Genomic DNA, 16,940 nt, shown 5'->3' with positions numbered 1-16,940 from the left:
GTTGCGGGTCATCGCCATGGATTGCCGCGGCGCTTCGCCTCTCGCAATGACGAGGGCGGAAGTCGGGGTTGCGCACTTAAGTCCGTCTATTGGGCATCTCCTGCGAAAGTATAACGAAAAAAAGACGCCGTTCCTGCGTATTTTTCGGAACATAGGGGGGTGGTTCACGCGTTGTGCTATTATGAACTAGGAAGCTAAAGCGAATACACCTCCCGCCTCGATGCCAAGTCGGCGAGAGCGATTGCGGGTTATTTTGAAGTTGAGATCACAGCGGCAGGTACTTGTTTTCGGAGTCGCAGCATTGTCTGCTATTTCGGTCGCTCTGGCTGCCGTGTTGTATCAAGACCGGAGCACGCCCGATATCGTCAAGCTCGGCAAGGGCGTGGCAAGCGTCGATGCACGACCTGTAGGCGATCTTGCTGGAAGCGATCTGGAGCCGCGCGTCCTGGCGGATCCTATCGGGCCGAAGCCGACTCCGTCCGAAAGAGCCATCGGTAGCGGCGATGCCAGTTTCTACGGTAACGAACTCGCTGGCAACCGGACGGCCAGCGGAGAGATTTTCGATCCCGAGCGATTGACCGCTGCGCATCGCACCCTGCCGCTCGGCAGCCGTGTGCGAGTCACGAATTCACGCAATAGCGAGAGCGTGGTCGTACGAATAAACGATCGCGGGCCTTTTCATGGCAATCGCGTGATCGACCTGTCGACTGCAGCCGCCCGGACAATCGGCTTGATACGTTCGGGCACCGGCAGGGTCAGCCTCGCCCTGTTGGTGAACTGACCGGGATACCGGTGACGGCTCTTCATATGGGAACTGCTGTTCGTCAAAAAAGCAGTCTGGAGGCCCACGACCCAATTGCAGCCGTCGATATTTCCTGCCGGAAAAAGGAAGATTTGCACCGGCGGAAAAATTTTCGGTTGAACTGCCATCAACCGCACCGCTTCTGCTAGGCTTCCGGCCGATGCCCGAGTCTCTTCCTCGATCCGACGTCCAGCCGGTCCTCGTAGAGGGGGATACCTGCTGGCGAAAGGTGCGAGCAAGCCGCGCGACCTTCATCGTCGATGCGGCCGATTATTTCGCGGCGGCCAAGGAAGCGATTCTCCGCGCCGAGAGATGCGTCTACCTCATCGGGTGGGAATTCGACCTGGCAACAAAGCTGACACGGGGATCCGGACAAGACGGGACACCCGACCAGTTGCGCCAGTTTTTGAACCATGCGGTCAAAAGCCGTCCGGATCTGGAAATATTCATCCTCCAGTGGGATGGCGCGATGCTGTTCAATATCGCGCGCCAGTTGGGCTCATACCTGCTCCTGAAAATGCAGGCCAAGCCGCAGATCCATTTCCGGCTCGACAGCAAGCATCCTGCTGGCGCGTGTCATCATCAGAAGATTGTCGTGATCGACGACGTTCTGGCCTTCTGCGGAGGCATCGACATGACCTCGGGCAGGTGGGACACATCCCATCATCTTAGCGGCGACGAAAGACGCGAGAGAGATGGCGAAACCCCGGTTCCCTGGCATGATATGACACTGGCCGTGGAGGGAGAGGCGGCCAAAGCGCTGGGGGAACTCGCACGGTGGCGCTGGAAAAACGCCACTGGCCACGATCTTCCAGTTCCGGACCGGCAGGGCACCATCTGGCCGACAGGGCTCTCGGCCGACTGCGAAGACGTGACCCTAGGCATCGCCCGCACCTGGCAACCTATTGAGGGCGATGGAGAGATCAGGGAGATCGAGCGGCTTTGGAAGAAAGCGATCCGATCGGCACGGCACAGTATCTACATCGAGAACCAGTTCCTTTCCTCAGGCCGAATTGCAGATGCGCTCAGGCAAAAGTTGGAAGAGGAAGACGGTCCCGACATTGTGATAGTCCTGCCTTACTCAGCCGAAAGCTGGCTAGAGGCCGAGGCGATGGACAGCGCTCGCGCGTTGATTGTTTCCGACCTTCGCTCTGCCGATCGGCACGGGCGGCTTGGTATCTACCATCCGGTCAATGCGATGGGCGATCACATCTACGTTCATGCCAAGCTGCTCATAGTGGATGATCGCTTCATCAGGGTCGGATCCTCGAATATGTCGAGCCGATCCATGACGTTCGATTCAGAATGCGACATTGCGATGGAAACCGAAGGTCAGCCCGCTGTGCAAAGCGTCATAGCCAGCCTGCGGAAGAGACTGCTGGGCGAGCATCTTGGCAAGTCGATCGAAGAGATCGAAGCAGAATTGGACCGATGCTCTGGAAGCATGGTGCAGATGATCGAGCGGGTTCGAGGGAAGCAGGGAACCACGTTGCAAACGCTTCAGCCGGGGGAACTGAACCCGTCGGAGATGGCGCTGGCGAAAAGTCGCCTGATGGATCCGGAGGAACCGGTCAAACCCTCGAAACGGCTTTTTGGTTTCGCCCAGCGTGCCGCTAAACGAAGCCGAGTGCCATTGGCCGCCGGCGCGACCGTCGCTGCGCTTGCTACCGTTTGGGCTTCCCAACGCGCGAAACGGGGCGATTAGGAAGCGCGCAGCGACATGCCACTCAATTGTCCAGGTTCATTGGATGGGTGGACGCAATTTTTTTGTCCCGTCTCAACTCAAAAGCAGGTTAGCGGCGGCTGATCGGTTTGACCAGAAGCCCGATCTGTTTTCGATGACGCGCAATCCTCCCGCCGAGCGACCGGCAGCCACACCCCAACCGCTCCCCTCAGGCCGCCACCACCTTTTGCTCGATTGCGCCGAAGATCGAGTGGCCGTCCTTGTCTTTCATCTCGACCCGGACCGTATCGCCCGCGCGCATAAAGCGGGTCTTGGCCTCGCCTTCGTAGATCGTCTCGATCATGCGGATCTCGGCGATGCAGCTGTAGCCGCGTCCGCCCTCGGCGACCGGCTTGCCGGGGCCGCCATCCTCGTCCTTGTTCGAGACCGTCCCAGAGCCGATGATGCAGCCCGCGCCGAGCGGGCGGGTCTTGGCGGCATGCGCGACCAGATCGGCGAGGGTGAAGGTCGCGTCCTGGCCCACCTCGGCGCGGCCGAAGGGCTCGCCATTGTAATCGATGGTCAGCGGCAGGTGGATGACGCTGTCCTGCCAGGCGTCGCCGAGCTCGTCGGGGGTGATGCAGACCGGCGAGAAGGCGCTCGAGGGCTTGGACTGGAAGAAGCCGAAGCCCTTGGCCAGCTCGTCGGGGATCAGCCCGCGCAGCGAAACGTCGTTGACCAGCATCAGCAGCTTGATGTGTCCCGCCGCATCCGCCTTGCTTACGCCCATCGGCACATCGTCGGTGATACAGGCGATCTCGCCTTCCATGTCGCAGCCCCAGGCGGGATCGCCGAGCGGGATATCGGCGCGCGGAGGAAGGAATGCGTCGCTGCCGCCCTGATACATCAGCGGATCGTGGTAGAAGCTGTCGGGAACCTCGGCATCGCGCGCCTTGCGGACCAGTTCGACGTGGTTGATGTAGGCCGAACCATCGGCCCATTGATAGGCGCGCGGGAGCGGCGAATGAGCCTCGCGCTCGTGGAACCGCTCGCAGGGGACGCTCTGGTGCTCGACATCGGTGGCGAGGTTCTGCAGCTTGGGCGCGCATTGCGCCCAGTCGTCGAGCGCGGCCTGCAGCGTGGGCGCGATGTTGTCGGCGCGGCAATAGCGGGTGAGATCTTTCGAGACGACGACCAGTTTCCCGTCGCGGGTGCCGTCGTTCAGGGTTGCGAGTTTCATCTCAGTTCCTCTCGGAGTTAAATTCGGGGCTGTCGGGCTGGGCATCGGGATGCGCCCGCTGGAATTGTGGCAATGCGAGACAGGCGCGTTCGATCCGCACGATGTGCGCCTTGTCGCTGAAATCGAAGTCGAAACGCTGCGCGTTGTAGACCTGCGGGAGCAGGATCGCCTCGAAGAAGCCGGGCGTGTCGAACAGGAAATCGCCGGTGCCGAGCTGCGCCAGCCGCGCCTCGACCGGCTCGAGCGTGCGCGCCAGCCAGTGGCGGTACCAGGTCTCGACCTCGCCCTGATCGTGGCCCAGCGGGTCCTTGAGGTATTTGAGTACCGGCAGGTTGAGCGGGGCATGGAGTTCGGTGGCGATGGCCAGTCCAAGCTCGCGCGCGGTATAGCGTTGCTCGAGATCGGCGGGGAGCAGCGGGCGTTCGGGATAGGCTTCGTCGAGCCATTCCATCAGCGCCATCGACTGGACCCGGTCGCGGCCATCGGCCTCGAGCAGCGGGACCGAGCCGAAGGGGTTGCGGCTGGTGAAGGCGGGGCCTTTCTGCTCCGACTGGAGCAGGTTCACGGGCACGTTCTCGTAGGCCAGCCCCTTGAGCTCGAGCGCGATGCGCAGGCGGTAGCTGGTCGAACTGCGGTAATAGCCGTGGAGTTTCATGCGGTTCCCCTCAGCCAAACGCCGCAATCCCGGTCACCGCGCGGCCAAGGATCAGCGCGTGGACATCGGCGGTGCCTTCGTAGGTGTTGACCGTCTCGAGGTTCACCATGTGACGGATCACCTGATATTCTTCGGAAATCCCGTTGCCGCCATGCATGTCTCGAGCGACCCGCGCGATGTCGAGCGCCTTGCCGACATTGTTCCGCTTGATGATCGAGATCATCTCCGGGGCGAACTTGCCCTCGTCCATGAGCCGCCCGACCCGCAGCGAGGCCTGGAGCCCCATGGCGATGTCGGTCATCATGTCGGCATATTTCTTCTGGAACAGCTGCGTCGCGGCGAGCGGGCGATCGAACTGGTGACGGTCGAGACCGTATTGCCTCGCGGCGTGGAAGCAGAATTCCGCCGCACCCATGCAGCCCCAGCTGATGCCGTAGCGCGCGCGGTTGAGGCAGCCGAACGGACCCTTGAGCCCCTGGACATCGGGCAGCAGCGCATCGGCGCCGACATGCACATCGTCCATCACTATCATGCCCGTCGTGCTGGCGCGCAGGGATATCTTGCCCTCGATCTTGGGCGCCGAAAGCCCCTTGGTGCCTTTGTCGAGCACGAAGCCGCGGATCCCGCCGCCATGCGCTTCGCTCTTGGCCCAGACCACGAAGACATCGGCGAAGGGGGAGTTGGAAATCCAGGTTTTCGAGCCGTTGAGGACGTAGCCGTCACCGTCCTTCTTCGCGACGGTCTTCATGCCGGAAGGATCCGAGCCCGCATCGGGTTCGGTCAGTCCGAAACAGCCGATCAGCTCGCCACTGGCGAGGCCGGGGAGATATTTGCGGCGCTGCTCTTCGGAACCATAGGCGTGAATCGGATACATCACGAGGCTCGACTGGACGCTGGCCATCGAGCGATAGCCGCTGTCGACCCGCTCGATCTCGCGCGCGATCAGCCCGTAGGCGACATAGCCGGCGCCGGCGCCGCCATATTCCTCGGGGATGGTTGCACCGAGTAGCCCGGCCTGGCCCATCAACGGGAACAGTTCGGGCGCGTCGGTCTCTTTGGAAAAAGCCTCGATCACGCGCGGCTGCAGTTCGGACTGGGCGAAGCCGCGCGCGGCGTCGCGGATCATCCGTTCCTCTTCGGTGAGCTGGTCGTCGATCTGGAAGGGGTCGTCCCAGGCGAAGGGCGCCATGCCGGCCATGTGTTCTCCTTTGGTAGCGGGAGGAGCGATGGCAGGCTTGTTGCGCTGCTTCAAGGGGGCGCGCGCTGTTCCGGGGTTGTACGGCGGAGTGCGGCGCAATGTCAGTCGGCAAGCGCCTGCCTGACCGAATGGATAATATCGGCGGGTGGGCAGGGCTTGGAGAGCGAGGTCGAACCGGGGAAGCGCTTGTGCACCTCGTCGGGCTGGTAATTGCCCGAATGGAAAATGACCGGGATGTTTTCCGCCATCAGCTGTTCGGCGAGCGGAAAGACGTTCCCGTCGCTCAACTGGACATCGAGGATGGCGAGATCGGGTTTCTGCTTCTGGTAGGAGAGCATGGCCGAGCTGATATCGACGAACGGGCCTTCGACCGCATAGCCGGCTTCTTCGACCGTATCGCGAAGATCCCAGCCGATCATGGTTTCGTCCTCGGCGACAAGTATTGTTGGCTGCTTCACGAGCATCCCTTCCGAATTGGCGCGGTCCCTTTCTAAACTAATGCTTGAAAGGGTGCCGGGTGCCTTCGGGCTGATACGCGTCAGTCGAGCTTGCCGAAGCGGCCCTCATATCCGGAGGTATCGCCATTGGCGAGAAACCGCGCCTGTTCGACCCAATTGTCGCGGCGGATGCGGCCCTGGAAGCGGCCCAGTTCCGCGTCCACCCGGTCGATTTCGGCTTCGTCCCAGGCGGCGATCTGTTCGAACCCGGTCACCCCGAGTTCGTCCAGCCGCGCGGCGAGCTTGGGCCCGACCCCCTTGATCCGGGTGAGATCGTCGCTGGAGCCCTGAGTGGTTGCGGAGGTTGCTGCCGAGGCCACTGCGGCACCGGTGCCCGCGAGACCTGCAGGCGTTGGCGGAACCACCGGCTGCGGAGCCTGGACGCGGTCGGCGGGCTTGATCTCGGGGGATGCTTGCGGTGCCGGAGCGCGGCTTTCGGGCGGGGCGGGGACGACCTGTCCGGAATCGATCAGCGTCTGGTTGCGCGCGGCGGGGGAAGCGCCCTCATCGAGCACGTCGCCGGTGTTGTCCGTCACCCGCGTCCGGCGGTTGGTCCTGAACAGGAAGAAGGCGAGCGCCAGCCCGATCAGGAAGGCCACCAGCAGCAGCGGCCAATTGGCTTCGATCATCTCAATCACAGGTCGTCTCCTTCAATCATGTCGGCGTCGGCGTCCGGATCGGCAGCGCCATTCCAGATCATCCACCCCAGCAATGCGCCGGCTCCATAGGATACCAGCATCAGCACGATCATTTCGAACCAGATCGGCATGTCAGCGCGCTCCCGGGGTATCGACGGGGGTGGGTACGAGCGGTTCGGTGGCGATCACCGAGAATTCGATCCGGCGATTGGCGGGGTCGCTGGGTGCCAGCCCGGCGACCGGTTCGCGCGAACCATAACCGCGCGCGCGCAAGCCGTCGCGCGGAATCCCGCGGCGGATCAGCGCCTCGCGCACCGCCACCGCGCGCTCGTTGCTGAGCGCCAGATTGCCTGGCTCGGGGCCGGAATTGTCGGTGTGGCCGCTGACCGCGATGATCGAGCCGAGGCATGGCTGCAGCGCCTGGGCGACTTCATCGAGCAGCATTTGGCTGGCGGGCACCAGCGCCGAGGAGCCGCCTTCGAAACGGATGGTGCGCGAGCGCAGCAGGCCCTCGACATCTTCCTGGCAATGGAGCGGGGTATATTGCGGCGCTTCTGCCTGCGCTGCAGCGCTGCCATCGGCCCAGAACACCCCGCCGACCCCCGATACCTGCGCGACCGCCCGTGCCACCCGCGCGCGGGTCGCCTCGTCGAGCGTCTCGGCGTTTTCCAGCACCAGGTGACGGGTGGGCGATCCCGCCGCATTGGTCATTCGCGCCCGTACCGGGCTGCCGTCGACCCCGGCGATGCTCTGCGCCACGACCGGGCGGCTGGCGGCAAGAAACGCCGCGCCATAGCGCGTACCGCCCCAATAGCCGAGCACCGCAACGATCGCGGCGCCGGCGATCAGGACGATGGGCGTGCGCTTGGTCATGGCGCACTCCTACGGGCCGCGACGCCGAAGCGGAAGGGTGGAGCGCGGCTTTTTCTGTTCGCCCGCTATTCCTCGACCGGTCCTATTCGCTGGCGGATCGGTCCTGCGCGGCCTTGACCAGCTGGATGAATTCCTGCCGCCAGAAATCCTGCTGAGGCCCCGCGAGGGTGGCGATGTCGGCATAGGAGAACTCGCCCAGCAGCGTGTCGCCGCGCAGCTTCTGTCCGAATCCTGCGACCGCAGCGCCGAAGGCGAAATCGCCCCGCGGCGGGGCGGGGCGGGCTAGCGCCGATGCCGGGAGGACGTGCTCGATAAGCGTCGAGGTGTCGCCATCGGGCAGCTTGTAGCGCAGCTTCACATGCGCCGCCTCGGCGGCCAGATCGCGCGCGCGAGAATCGGCGGGGGTCTCGTAGCGGCGCTGCGCGATCCAGCCCTCGGTGCCTGCGGGGATCACCTCGTAGAGCGCGGTGACCTGATGGCCGGCGCCGATATCGCCGGCATCCACGGAGTCATCGTCGAAATCCTGTTCGCGCAAGGTGCGGTTCTCGTACCCGATCAGGCGGTACTGGCTGACCACCATGGGGTTGAACTCGACCTGGATCTTGACGTCCTTGGCGATGGTGAAGATCGTCGCGCCCATCTGCTCGCCGAGCACCTTGCGGGCCTCGAGCGCGCTGTCGATATAGGCGTAATTGCCGTTCCCGTGATCGGCGATCTGCTCCATCATCGCGTCGTTCACATTGCCGCGGCCGAAGCCCAGCACGGTCAGCGTGGTGCCCGCCTCGCGCTTGCGCTCGATCATATCGACCAGCGCGTCCTGATCGGTCTGGCCGACGTTGAAATCGCCATCGGTGGCGAGGATGACGCGGTTAACCCCGCCCGCGATGCGGTTGTCCTCGGCGATGCGATAGGCCAGTTCCAGCCCGGCGCCGCCCGCGGTCGATCCGCCTGCCGCGAGCTGGTCGAGCGCGTTGCGGATCGCGGTGGCATCGCTGGTCGGCTCGAGCACCAGTCCTGCGGCGCCGGCATAGACCACGATCGAGACGCGATCCTGCGGGGTCAGCTGGGTGACCAGACTGCGCAAAGCGGTCTTGACCAGCGGCAGCTTGTCGCGGCTGTTCATCGATCCCGAGACATCGAGCAGGAACACCAGATTGGCGGGCGGGCGATCCTGCGCGGGCATTTTATAGCCCGAGAGGCCGATCCGGACGAGGCGGCTGTTGGTGTTCCATGGGCTCGAGGCAACATCCATGTCGACTGCGAAGGGCTGCGCCGGTTCGCGCGGGGCATCATAATCGTAGCGGAAGTAGTTGATGAATTCCTCGGTCCGCACCGCGGCTGCCGGAGGCATCTGCCCGTCCTTGATGAAGCGGCGGGCGTTGGCATAGGCGGCGGTGTCGACATCGACCGAGAAGGTCGAGACCGGTTCGGCCGCGACCAGTTTGACCGGCGAGACGTCCTCGCCGTCGTAACGTTCGCGATCCTGTTCGGTCGGGACGATGATCGGCGGGAAATAGCGGTAGCTGGCCTCGATCGGCTCGCCGGGAACCTCGGGCGCTGCCGCTTCCGCCGCGACTCGCGACCCGGTGACCATTACCTGAGGCGCTGCCATCATGCTCCGAGAGGGCGGAGGAGGCGGCGGAGGAGGTGGGGGCGGAGGCGGCACTCGCTGTACATCCGTTTCCCCGCCCGGCGGTGCACCGACAGGATCGATCCGCTGGTTGGTAGAGGACGCGGCGCAGCCTGCAAGCAGCGCTCCGGCGGCGCAGGCGGTCATTAGGTGCAGCGGTTTCATCGTGTGATCCTCCCCCAAAGGTTCGACCATCCTTGCATCGCGCCGTGAATGCGCGGTGAATTCGGATCATTTGGCGGCGGGATCGGCCTCCGATTCGGGCTTCCCGCCCATGTTGCGGCGGAACAGCACGCGGTCTTCGGGGCCGAAACCGCGATGCCAGATCACCCAGCCATAGGTCGCGAGAATCGCGGGGATTCCAAAGGCGAGTTCGGCCCATTCGGGGAGCAGCGTCGCCAGATAGCCGACCGCGACCGCGGGCGCGGTGGCCCAGACCAGCGCCCAGCGCCAGTTGTTGATCGGGTGACCGAGGATGCGCGCGAGCAGCAGCGCCTTGACCAGGCTGGCCAGCCCCAGCGCGATCATCAGCGCCGCCGCCGCCGCTGCCGCCTTGTAGGGTTCGCCCAAGCCGTAGCTTTCCACCAGCATGATCAGTGCGACGGTAAGCACGGCCTGGAAAGCGATCGTGGCAATCGAGATCGACAGATTGCGGACCCGAGCGACATAGACGAGCGCCGCTTCGGAAACGACCGCGGTCGCCGCCACGACCTCGGCGGCGAGCAGGAAGCCGAGTGCGCCGGTGCCGCCGACGAAATTGGGTCCGACCAGCCCCATCACTGCCTCACCCGGGACGCCCAACGCCAGCGCGATCCCGGCCTGCGCGGCGACGATCCAGAACCCGACCTGGCACACCTGCTGCGCGATGGCTGCGTAGTTCTGGGTCTTGAGGTTCTTGGTGATGACCGGGCCGAGGATCGGCTCGAAGCTGGTCTTGAGCTTCTGCGGCAGGCTGGCGACCTGCTGTGCGACATAATACACCCCGACTGCGGCCGGCGCGGCGAACAGGCCGAGGATGAAAATATCGACCCGCCTCGTGCCCCATTCGATCGCATCGGCGATCGCCAGCGGGAAGGCGCGCGCGGTCAGCCGGGTCATCGCCACCGGGTGCGGACGCCAGTCGCGCGGCAGGCCGTAGGTGCGCAGGAAGGTCCACAACCCCGTCAGCAGCCCCGCGTAGATCGAGATCAGATAGGCGAGCGACAGACCCGACTCGCGCGTCTGCGGGATGAAGAACAGCGCTCCCGCCATGATCGAGAGGGTCCAAGGTTCGACGATCGCGCGGGCGCGGACGGTGGTGGCGATATCGTAGCGATAGGCCTGCGCCGCGAGCACGATCTCGGTCAGCGCGAAGGCGGGGATGGCGAGCACGATCAGTCGGTCGAGCTCGGTGTATTGACCGCTCGGGAACAGCGGCGCGGGCACGAACCAGAAAAACAGCGCAGCGAGGGTGGAAAACAGCACCGCCAGCAGGATGCCGTCGAACACCAGATTGGCCTCGCGGGCCTCGCCCTCCGACAATCGCTGGGCGAGCCCGCGCTTCTCGCCCATCGCGCACAGCAGCGCGACCAGTTCGACCACCACCAGCGCCGAGGCGAAGCGTCCCAAGGCCTCGGCACCGTAAAGCCGCCCGGCGATGAACAGGAACGGCAGCCGCGCTGCGAGCCGCAGCAGGAAGCCGATGAAATTGGTCTGTCCGCCCTTGGCGAGCGCCGCGATGTCGCCGCCGTCGTCGCTGACAGACCCGGGGACCGGTGCGGGAGCCGGTGCGGGGGCCGGAGGGGGAGCCGGCGGAGTATGGGCCATGCCTAGTCCTCGCGTTCCGCGCGCAAGGGCCGGGCGAGCAGATCCGAGACCACGCCGCGCGCCTCGGCGCCGCCGAGTAGCCGGGTTACCGCATCCACGATCGGCATGGCGATATTCATGTCGCGCGCCAGCTGGTCGAGCACCGGCGCGGTGTGTGCGCCCTCGGCCACGGTCCTGCGATCGGCCATCAATTGCGCCGCGCTCTGGCCCTCGCCCAGCGCCTTGCCGAGCGAGAAATTGCGGCTCGAGGTGGAAGAGCAGGTGAGTACCAGATCGCCCAGCCCGCACAGGCCCGCCAGCGTCTCGACCTGCGCTCCGCGCGCCTCGCCGAAGCGCAGCATCTCGGCATAGCCGCGTGCGATCAAGGCGGCCCGCGCATTCTGGCCAAGCGCCAGTCCATCGACCACACCGCAGGCGATGGCGAGTACGTTCTTGACCGCGCCGCCGATTTCGGCCCCGGTGACATCCGCGGAATAATAGGGACGGAAGGCCGGCCGCGCGATTGCGGGCGATACCCGTTCCCACTGCGCCTCGCCGCCGCCGCAGGCCAGCGTGACCGCGGTCGGCAGCCCAGCGGCCACCTCATGCGCGAAGGTCGGGCCCGAGAGCACCGCGATCTGCGATTGCGGCGCGGCGTCGCGCGCCACATCGTTCATTAGCCTGCCGCTGCCCGCCTCGATCCCCTTGGAACACAGCACCAGATCGGCGGGGTGCGAGGGCATCGCGCCGAGCACCGCGCCCATGTGCTGCGCCGGGGTCACCACCAGCGCGATGTCGAGCGCCGCGATCTCGGCGAGGTCGCCGGTCGCGCGGATCGTCGGCGCAAGCTGCGCGCCCGGCAGGAACAGCGTATTGGATCGATGCGCGTTTACTTCCTCGACCAGCTCGGTCTCGCGTGCCCACAGCAGCACGGTGCGCCCGTCGCTCGCCAGCATCTGCGCCAGCGCGGTGCCCCATGCGCCCGCACCCAGGACTCCAATGGTTCTCATGCCTTCACCCCCGCGCCGCGCGCGGGTTCGGCCGAGGGGTCGAGCGGCCAGCGCGGGCGGGCGACGAAATCGAGCGGGTCGGACTGGCCCAGGCGCTCGCAACCCGCCCAGGCGATCATCGCGGCGTTGTCGGTGCAGAGCGCAGGGGGCGGGGCGACGAAGCGCATGGCATTGTCCTTGGCGAAAGTTTCGAGCGCGGCGCGGATCGACTGGTTCGAGGCAACCCCGCCCGCGACCACCAGCGCGGGCATCTTATCCGTGGCCGCGCAGGCGATCCGCAGCCGGTCGAGCACGCAGTCGAGCGCCGCCTGCTGGAAGCTCGCCGCGATATCTTCCGGAGTGTGCAAGCTACTTTCATGCGCGCGGAGCACCGCGCTCTTGAGACCGGCGAAGGAGAAATGCGGCTCGCCGCTCCTCACCAGCGGGCGCGGCAGTGGCACGGCTCGGGGGTCGCCCTGCTTAGCCAGCCGTTCGACCGCGGGGCCGCCGGGAAAGCCGAGGCCGAGGATCTTGGCGGTCTTGTCGAAAGCCTCGCCCAGCGCATCGTCGATGGTGGTGGCTAGGCGGCGATACCGGCCCACGCCCTCGACCCGCAGGATCTGGCAATGCCCGCCCGAAACCAGCAGCAGCAGATAGGGAAAGCCTAGTTCGGGATCGACCAGCCGCGGGCTGAGCGCATGGCCTTCGAGGTGGTTGATCGCGATCAGAGGGGTGTCGCTGGCCATTGCGAGCGCCTTGGCGCTGACCAGCCCGACCATCACCCCGCCGATCAGCCCGGGGCCGGCGGTGGCGGCGATCGCATCGCAATCGGCGAGCGTCTTGCCGGCATCCTTCAAGACGCCCGCGATGATCGGCGCCAGCCGCTCGGCGTGCGCGCGCGCTGCGATCTCGGGGACCACGCCGCCATAGGGCGCGTGCTCCTCGTCCTGCGAGGCGATCCGCTGGGCGAGAATCCGGCGTCCGGTCGTCACCAGCGCTGCCGCGGTTTCGTCGCAGCTCGATTCGATCCCGAGTACCAAGCCCATGCCGCTTTCCCTTAACGCCCTGCGGCGCTAGAGCAAGGCGACGCGATGCCTGACAGCAACACCCCGCCTCCGTTTTTCGACCGCCCGATCCGGCTGGGCACACGGCGTTCGCCGCTGGCGATGGCGCAGGCGCACGAGACGCGCGCGCGACTGTGCGCCGCGCATGGCTGGGATGAAGAGGCGATCGAGCTGGTCTCGGTGCAGGCCAGCGGCGACAAGATCCGCGATCTCCCGCTGGCCGATATCGGCGGCAAGGCGCTGTGGACGCGCGAGCTCGACCACTGGCTGGGCGATGGCACGATCGATGCCGCGATCCATTCGCTCAAGGATGTCGAGACCATCCGCCCCCCCGAACTGCATATTGCCGCGGTACTCGAGCGCGAGGATCGCGCCGACCGGCTGCTTGGCGCGCGTTCGATCGCCGCGTTGCCGCCCGGGGCGGTGGTGGGGACCAGCGCGCCGCGCCGCGCCGCGCAGCTGCTCAACGCCCGGCCCGATTGCAGCGTGGTGACCTTTCGCGGCAATGTCGCGACCCGGATGGCCAAGCTGGCGGCGGGCGATGTCCACGCGACGTTCCTGGCCGCCGCCGGCCTGAACCGGCTGGGCGAGGATGCCGTCGGGGTGCGGCTGGATCCGGAAGAATGGATGCCGGCTCCGGCGCAGGCCGCGATCGGGATCGAGTGCCGCACCGATGACAACATCGTGCGCGCGTTGCTCGCCGCGATCGATCACGGGCGAAGCCATGCCGAGGTTCTGGCCGAACGGGCGCTGCTCCTCGGGCTGGGCGGGTCGTGCCACAGTCCGATCGCGGCACTAACTCATTGGGATGGCGACGAAATCGTGCTGCGCGCCGCGATCTACAGTTCGGACGGGGCGGTCCGGATCGCGGGCGAAACACGGCTGCTTCCGGGCGATGACGGCCCGCCGCGCAAGCTTGCCCGCGAGCTGCTCGCCCAGGCTCCGGAGCATGTCGCCGGGTCCTTCAGCGGGCCCCAGTGAGCGCTGCGCTTTTCGTTTTCCGGCCCGAGCCGGGGTGGGGCGCAAGCGCCCAGGTGGCGCGCACCCGCGATCTGCGCGTATTCGGCCAGCCGCTCAGCCGGATCGAAGCGGTCGAATGGACAGTCCCCGATCCGCGCGGTTTCGATGCAATCATAGTGGGCAGCGCCAATGCCTTTCGCCACGGCGGCGAGGGCCTGGCCCGGCTCGTACACCTTCCGGTGTTCGCCGTCGGCGCGACCACCGCCGCGATGGCGCGCGAGGCGGGCTTTGCAGTCGAGCGGGTCGGAGCGGGCGGATTGCAGCCGCTGCTCGACGGGATGTCCCCCAACAAGACCAAGCTGCTGCGGCTGTGCGGCGAGCGCCGCGTTGCACTGGCAGTCCCGGGAGCGACTTCGATTACCGAACGCGTTGTCTATCGCGCAATCGATCTGGAGATCGGGGCCGAGGTGCGCGCGCGGCTGGCCGAGGGCGGCGTGGTCGTGCTGCATTCGGGCGAGACGGCGCGGCAGTTCGCCGCCCAATGCACCCGCCACTCGATCGACCGCAGGGGGCTGACGCTGGTTTTGATCGGTCCGCGTCTGCTCAGACCCGTGGGGGAAGGGTGGCAGGCCGTCCACATCGCGCCCGCGCCCGATGAGGCCGCGCTGCTGGCATCGGCGGAATTTCTATGCAAGGGCTCTGACGGGTCAGACCGCTGTGCCGGGGCAGGCGACTTGGCAAGGGGCGCGTCGGTCGACGGGTTCGCAAAAAGGCACATATGAACGAATTCACTTCCCAGCGCGGCAAGCGGCCATCGATGCGTCCGGTGCTGCTCGCGGTGCTCGCTTCCTTCATCCTTGGCGGGTCGCTTGCCGGATACGGCGTCTATCGCTGGGCCCTGGATCAGGACGAACCCGCAGCGGTCGCGGCTGCCGCGCCGCAAGCCGAGGTGGCGGCCGATGGCTCGCGCGGCGAACCCACCCCGACGCCAGCGCGTACCGCCAGTGCTGCACTCGGCCAGACCAATGATGCGGTCGAGCGCGTGGCGGAGCAGCAGGGCGGGATCGACCAGCGGCTCGCGGCGGCCGAGCAGCGGCTGGCGCGGCTCGACATCCAGGCGCAGGCGGCGGCGGGCAATGCCGCGCGCGCCGAGGGGCTGCTGATCGCCTTCGCTGCGCGACGGGCGATCGAGAAGGGGGCGGAACTCGGCTTCCTCGCCGATCAGTTGCGGCTGCGCTTTGGCGATGCACTGCCCAATGCGGTGCGCACGATCATCGCCAATTCGCGCGATCCGGTGACGCTCGACCAGCTGATTGCGCGGCTGGAAGGCATCGCGCCGAGCCTGGCCGAGGCCAACCGCGGGTTTTCGTGGGATCTGGTTCGCAGCGAACTGTCGCAGCTGTTCGTCGTGCGCCGCGAAACCACGCCTTCGCCACAACCGCAGCGTCGTCTCGATCGCGCGCGCCTGTTCCTCGAGAGCGGCCGCGTCGAGGCGGCGATCGAGGAAGTCAGCAAGCTTCCCGGTGCCGGCAATGCCGAAGGCTGGATTGCCGATGCGCAGCGCTTCGCCGCCACCCAGCAGGCGCTCGATCTGGTCGAGACCTCGGCGGTGCTCGAACCGCGGATGCTGCGCGACGGGGTCGGCAACCGGATCGAACAGCTCAGCCCGGTGGGTCAGCCCGAGGGCTGATCGCCCGTATCAGGCGCGCAGCAGCTCGGGCAGGTCGCCGCTGATGCCGCGCGCCTCGTCCATGAACCAGCGCTTGAGCATCGGGATCCGCTGGACGCCCGCCATCCCGAGCCGACGCATCGCGCTGGCCGGCTTGCCGGGCAGGCCGAACAGCCGGGTCAGGCCATCGGTCGCCAGCGCGACGGTGAAGCTGTCAAGCCCGCGCCAGCGCTCGTAGCGCGCCAGCAATTGCGCATCGCCGGGTTCGAGGCCCAGCCGCAGGCCTTCCTCGAGCACCTCGACCAGCGCACCGACATCGCGCAGGCCAAGGTTCAATCCCTGCCCCGCGATCGGGTGGATACCGTGCGCGGCATCGCCGATCAGCGCCAGCCGCGTGTCGGTGATTGTGGCGGTGTGATGGAAACCCAGCGGCCATGACGCGCGCGGGCCGACGCCGGTGATCGCCCCGAACATGCCGCCCATCCGCTTTTCGACCTCGGCGAGGAAGGCGCGGTCGCCCAGCTTGAGCGTGCCCGCGGCATCCTTCTCGTCCACCGTCCACACCAGCGCGCTGCGATGCGCGCCATCGGGACCATCGAGCAGTGGCAGCAGCGCGAAGGGACCGGCGGGATAGAAGACTTCCCATGCCACATTGCCATGCGGCTTCTCGTGGGTCAGCCCGGCGACCACCGCGCGGTGGTCGTATTGCCATTGCGCGATGGGAATTCCGGCCCCCTCGCGCGTCGGCGAGCCGCGGCCTTCGGCAGCGACCATCAGGCTGGCCTCGAGCCTTGTGCCGTCGGCCAGCGTCGCGCTGACGCCATGCTCGTCGCGCTCGCGGTCGACGATCTCGGCGCGCGAATGCCAGCCGATCAGCGGTTCGTCGCGCGCGGCCTCGAACAATGCGAGGCGCAATTGCCGGTTGGCGAACATCCGCCCCAGCGAACCTTCGTGCGGTTCGGGCGCGAAATCGATCCGTCCGGGCTTCATCTGGTCGGTCACCGCGATCGAGGCGATGGCGCAGCCGAAGGGTTCGAGCGCGTCTTCGAGCCCGATATGGCGGAACAGGCGCCAGCTCGCGGTGCTGATCGCCGAGGCGCGGCCATCGAAGCCTTCGGCGGTGAGCTCCGCCGGATCGGCGCGGTCGACGACATGGCTGGACAGGCCCTTGCGCGCGGCGGCCAGCGCCAGCGTCATGCCCACCAGCCCGCCGCCCAGGATCAGCAGGTCGCGGCTGGCGGTTGTGTCGGGAGTGTCGGCCATGGCGTTCGTCGTCA

Annotated in this window: 17 protein-coding genes; 5 read left to right on the top strand and 12 right to left on the bottom strand. The window is 66.5% G+C overall.

What is annotated here, in order from left to right; all coding sequences use genetic code 11:
• Positions 1-301 precede the first annotated feature (301 nt).
• Together A9995_RS03755 and A9995_RS03750 are read left to right on the top strand one after the other, a co-directional pair.
• Entirely contained in the window at positions 302-781 is a 480-nt protein-coding gene (locus tag A9995_RS03755) for a septal ring lytic transglycosylase RlpA family protein (RefSeq protein WP_233998065.1), read from the top strand.
• Positions 782-962: 181 nt separating this feature from the next.
• Entirely contained in the window at positions 963-2,507 is a 1,545-nt protein-coding gene (locus A9995_RS03750) for a phospholipase D-like domain-containing protein (protein ID WP_067609309.1), read from the top strand.
• 187 nt (positions 2,508-2,694) lie between these two features.
• Here the strand turns inward: A9995_RS03750 and A9995_RS03745 are convergent, their stop codons facing one another.
• The 11 genes from A9995_RS03745 to tsaD form a co-directional block, all read right to left on the bottom strand.
• Complete coding sequence (locus A9995_RS03745; RefSeq protein WP_067609306.1) at positions 2,695-3,705, bottom strand: fumarylacetoacetate hydrolase family protein; 1,011 nt, start codon at positions 3,703-3,705, stop codon at positions 2,695-2,697.
• Between the two features lies 1 nt (position 3,706).
• Positions 3,707-4,360, bottom strand: coding sequence for a maleylacetoacetate isomerase (gene maiA / locus A9995_RS03740; protein WP_067609303.1), 654 nt, complete (start codon positions 4,358-4,360; stop codon positions 3,707-3,709).
• Between the two features lie 10 nt (positions 4,361-4,370).
• Positions 4,371-5,549, bottom strand: a complete 1,179-nt coding sequence (locus tag A9995_RS03735) for an acyl-CoA dehydrogenase (RefSeq protein ID WP_067609550.1) — start codon at positions 5,547-5,549, stop codon at positions 4,371-4,373.
• Between the two features lie 110 nt (positions 5,550-5,659).
• Complete coding sequence (locus A9995_RS03730; RefSeq protein ID WP_233998064.1) at positions 5,660-6,016, bottom strand: response regulator; 357 nt, start codon at positions 6,014-6,016, stop codon at positions 5,660-5,662.
• Between the two features lie 80 nt (positions 6,017-6,096).
• Positions 6,097-6,684, bottom strand: a complete 588-nt coding sequence (locus tag A9995_RS03725; RefSeq protein ID WP_369815803.1) for a hypothetical protein — start codon at positions 6,682-6,684, stop codon at positions 6,097-6,099.
• A 5-nt stretch (positions 6,685-6,689) separates the two neighbouring features.
• Positions 6,690-6,824 carry a hypothetical protein gene (locus A9995_RS17500; RefSeq protein ID WP_255360143.1) on the bottom strand — a complete coding sequence of 45 codons (135 nt, stop codon included), beginning with the start codon at positions 6,822-6,824 and terminating at the stop codon, positions 6,690-6,692.
• A 1-nt stretch (position 6,825) separates the two neighbouring features.
• On the bottom strand, positions 6,826-7,566 hold the full coding sequence (locus A9995_RS03720) for an OmpA family protein (RefSeq protein WP_067609294.1): 741 nt from the start codon (positions 7,564-7,566) through the stop codon (positions 6,826-6,828).
• Between the two features lie 82 nt (positions 7,567-7,648).
• A complete protein-coding gene (locus tag A9995_RS03715; protein ID WP_304456018.1) occupies positions 7,649-9,178 on the bottom strand; it encodes a VWA domain-containing protein in 1,530 nt (509 codons plus the stop codon).
• A 249-nt stretch (positions 9,179-9,427) separates the two neighbouring features.
• Positions 9,428-11,002 (bottom strand): lipopolysaccharide biosynthesis protein, encoded by a 1,575-nt coding sequence (locus A9995_RS03710; RefSeq protein WP_145916773.1) that lies wholly within the window; start codon positions 11,000-11,002, stop codon positions 9,428-9,430.
• Positions 11,003-11,004: 2 nt separating this feature from the next.
• Positions 11,005-11,991 carry an NAD(P)H-dependent glycerol-3-phosphate dehydrogenase gene (locus A9995_RS03705; protein ID WP_067609291.1) on the bottom strand — a complete coding sequence of 329 codons (987 nt, stop codon included), beginning with the start codon at positions 11,989-11,991 and terminating at the stop codon, positions 11,005-11,007.
• Positions 11,988-13,016 carry a tRNA (adenosine(37)-N6)-threonylcarbamoyltransferase complex transferase subunit TsaD gene (tsaD, locus tag A9995_RS03700; protein ID WP_067609289.1) on the bottom strand — a complete coding sequence of 343 codons (1,029 nt, stop codon included), beginning with the start codon at positions 13,014-13,016 and terminating at the stop codon, positions 11,988-11,990. The genes A9995_RS03705 and tsaD overlap by 4 nt, the downstream gene beginning before the upstream one ends.
• A 45-nt stretch (positions 13,017-13,061) precedes the next feature.
• On the opposite strand from tsaD, the gene hemC reads away from it, so the two are divergent.
• Genes hemC through A9995_RS03685 form a run of 3 tightly spaced genes read left to right on the top strand, consistent with a single transcriptional unit; the run spans position 13,062 to position 15,684 of the window.
• Positions 13,062-14,015: a hydroxymethylbilane synthase gene (hemC, locus tag A9995_RS03695; protein ID WP_082992435.1), complete on the top strand. Its 954-nt coding sequence runs from the start codon at positions 13,062-13,064 to the stop codon at positions 14,013-14,015.
• Complete coding sequence (locus tag A9995_RS03690; protein WP_067609285.1) at positions 14,012-14,776, top strand: uroporphyrinogen-III synthase; 765 nt, start codon at positions 14,012-14,014, stop codon at positions 14,774-14,776. The genes hemC and A9995_RS03690 overlap by 4 nt, the downstream gene beginning before the upstream one ends.
• Positions 14,773-15,684, top strand: coding sequence for a hypothetical protein (locus A9995_RS03685; RefSeq protein ID WP_067609281.1), 912 nt, complete (start codon positions 14,773-14,775; stop codon positions 15,682-15,684). Before A9995_RS03690 ends, A9995_RS03685 begins: the two co-directional genes overlap by 4 nt.
• A gap of 9 nt (positions 15,685-15,693) precedes the next feature.
• On the opposite strand, the gene A9995_RS03680 is transcribed toward A9995_RS03685, so the two are convergent.
• Positions 15,694-16,926 carry an FAD-dependent monooxygenase gene (locus A9995_RS03680; RefSeq protein WP_067609279.1) on the bottom strand — a complete coding sequence of 411 codons (1,233 nt, stop codon included), beginning with the start codon at positions 16,924-16,926 and terminating at the stop codon, positions 15,694-15,696.
• Positions 16,927-16,940: the final 14 nt, after the last annotated feature.

This window comes from Erythrobacter sp. QSSC1-22B (genome assembly GCF_001678665.1).
Taxonomy (GTDB): domain Bacteria; phylum Pseudomonadota; class Alphaproteobacteria; order Sphingomonadales; family Sphingomonadaceae; genus Qipengyuania.
Note: the sequence above shows the minus strand (reverse complement) of the source record. Positions and strands in the feature narration are given on the sequence as shown.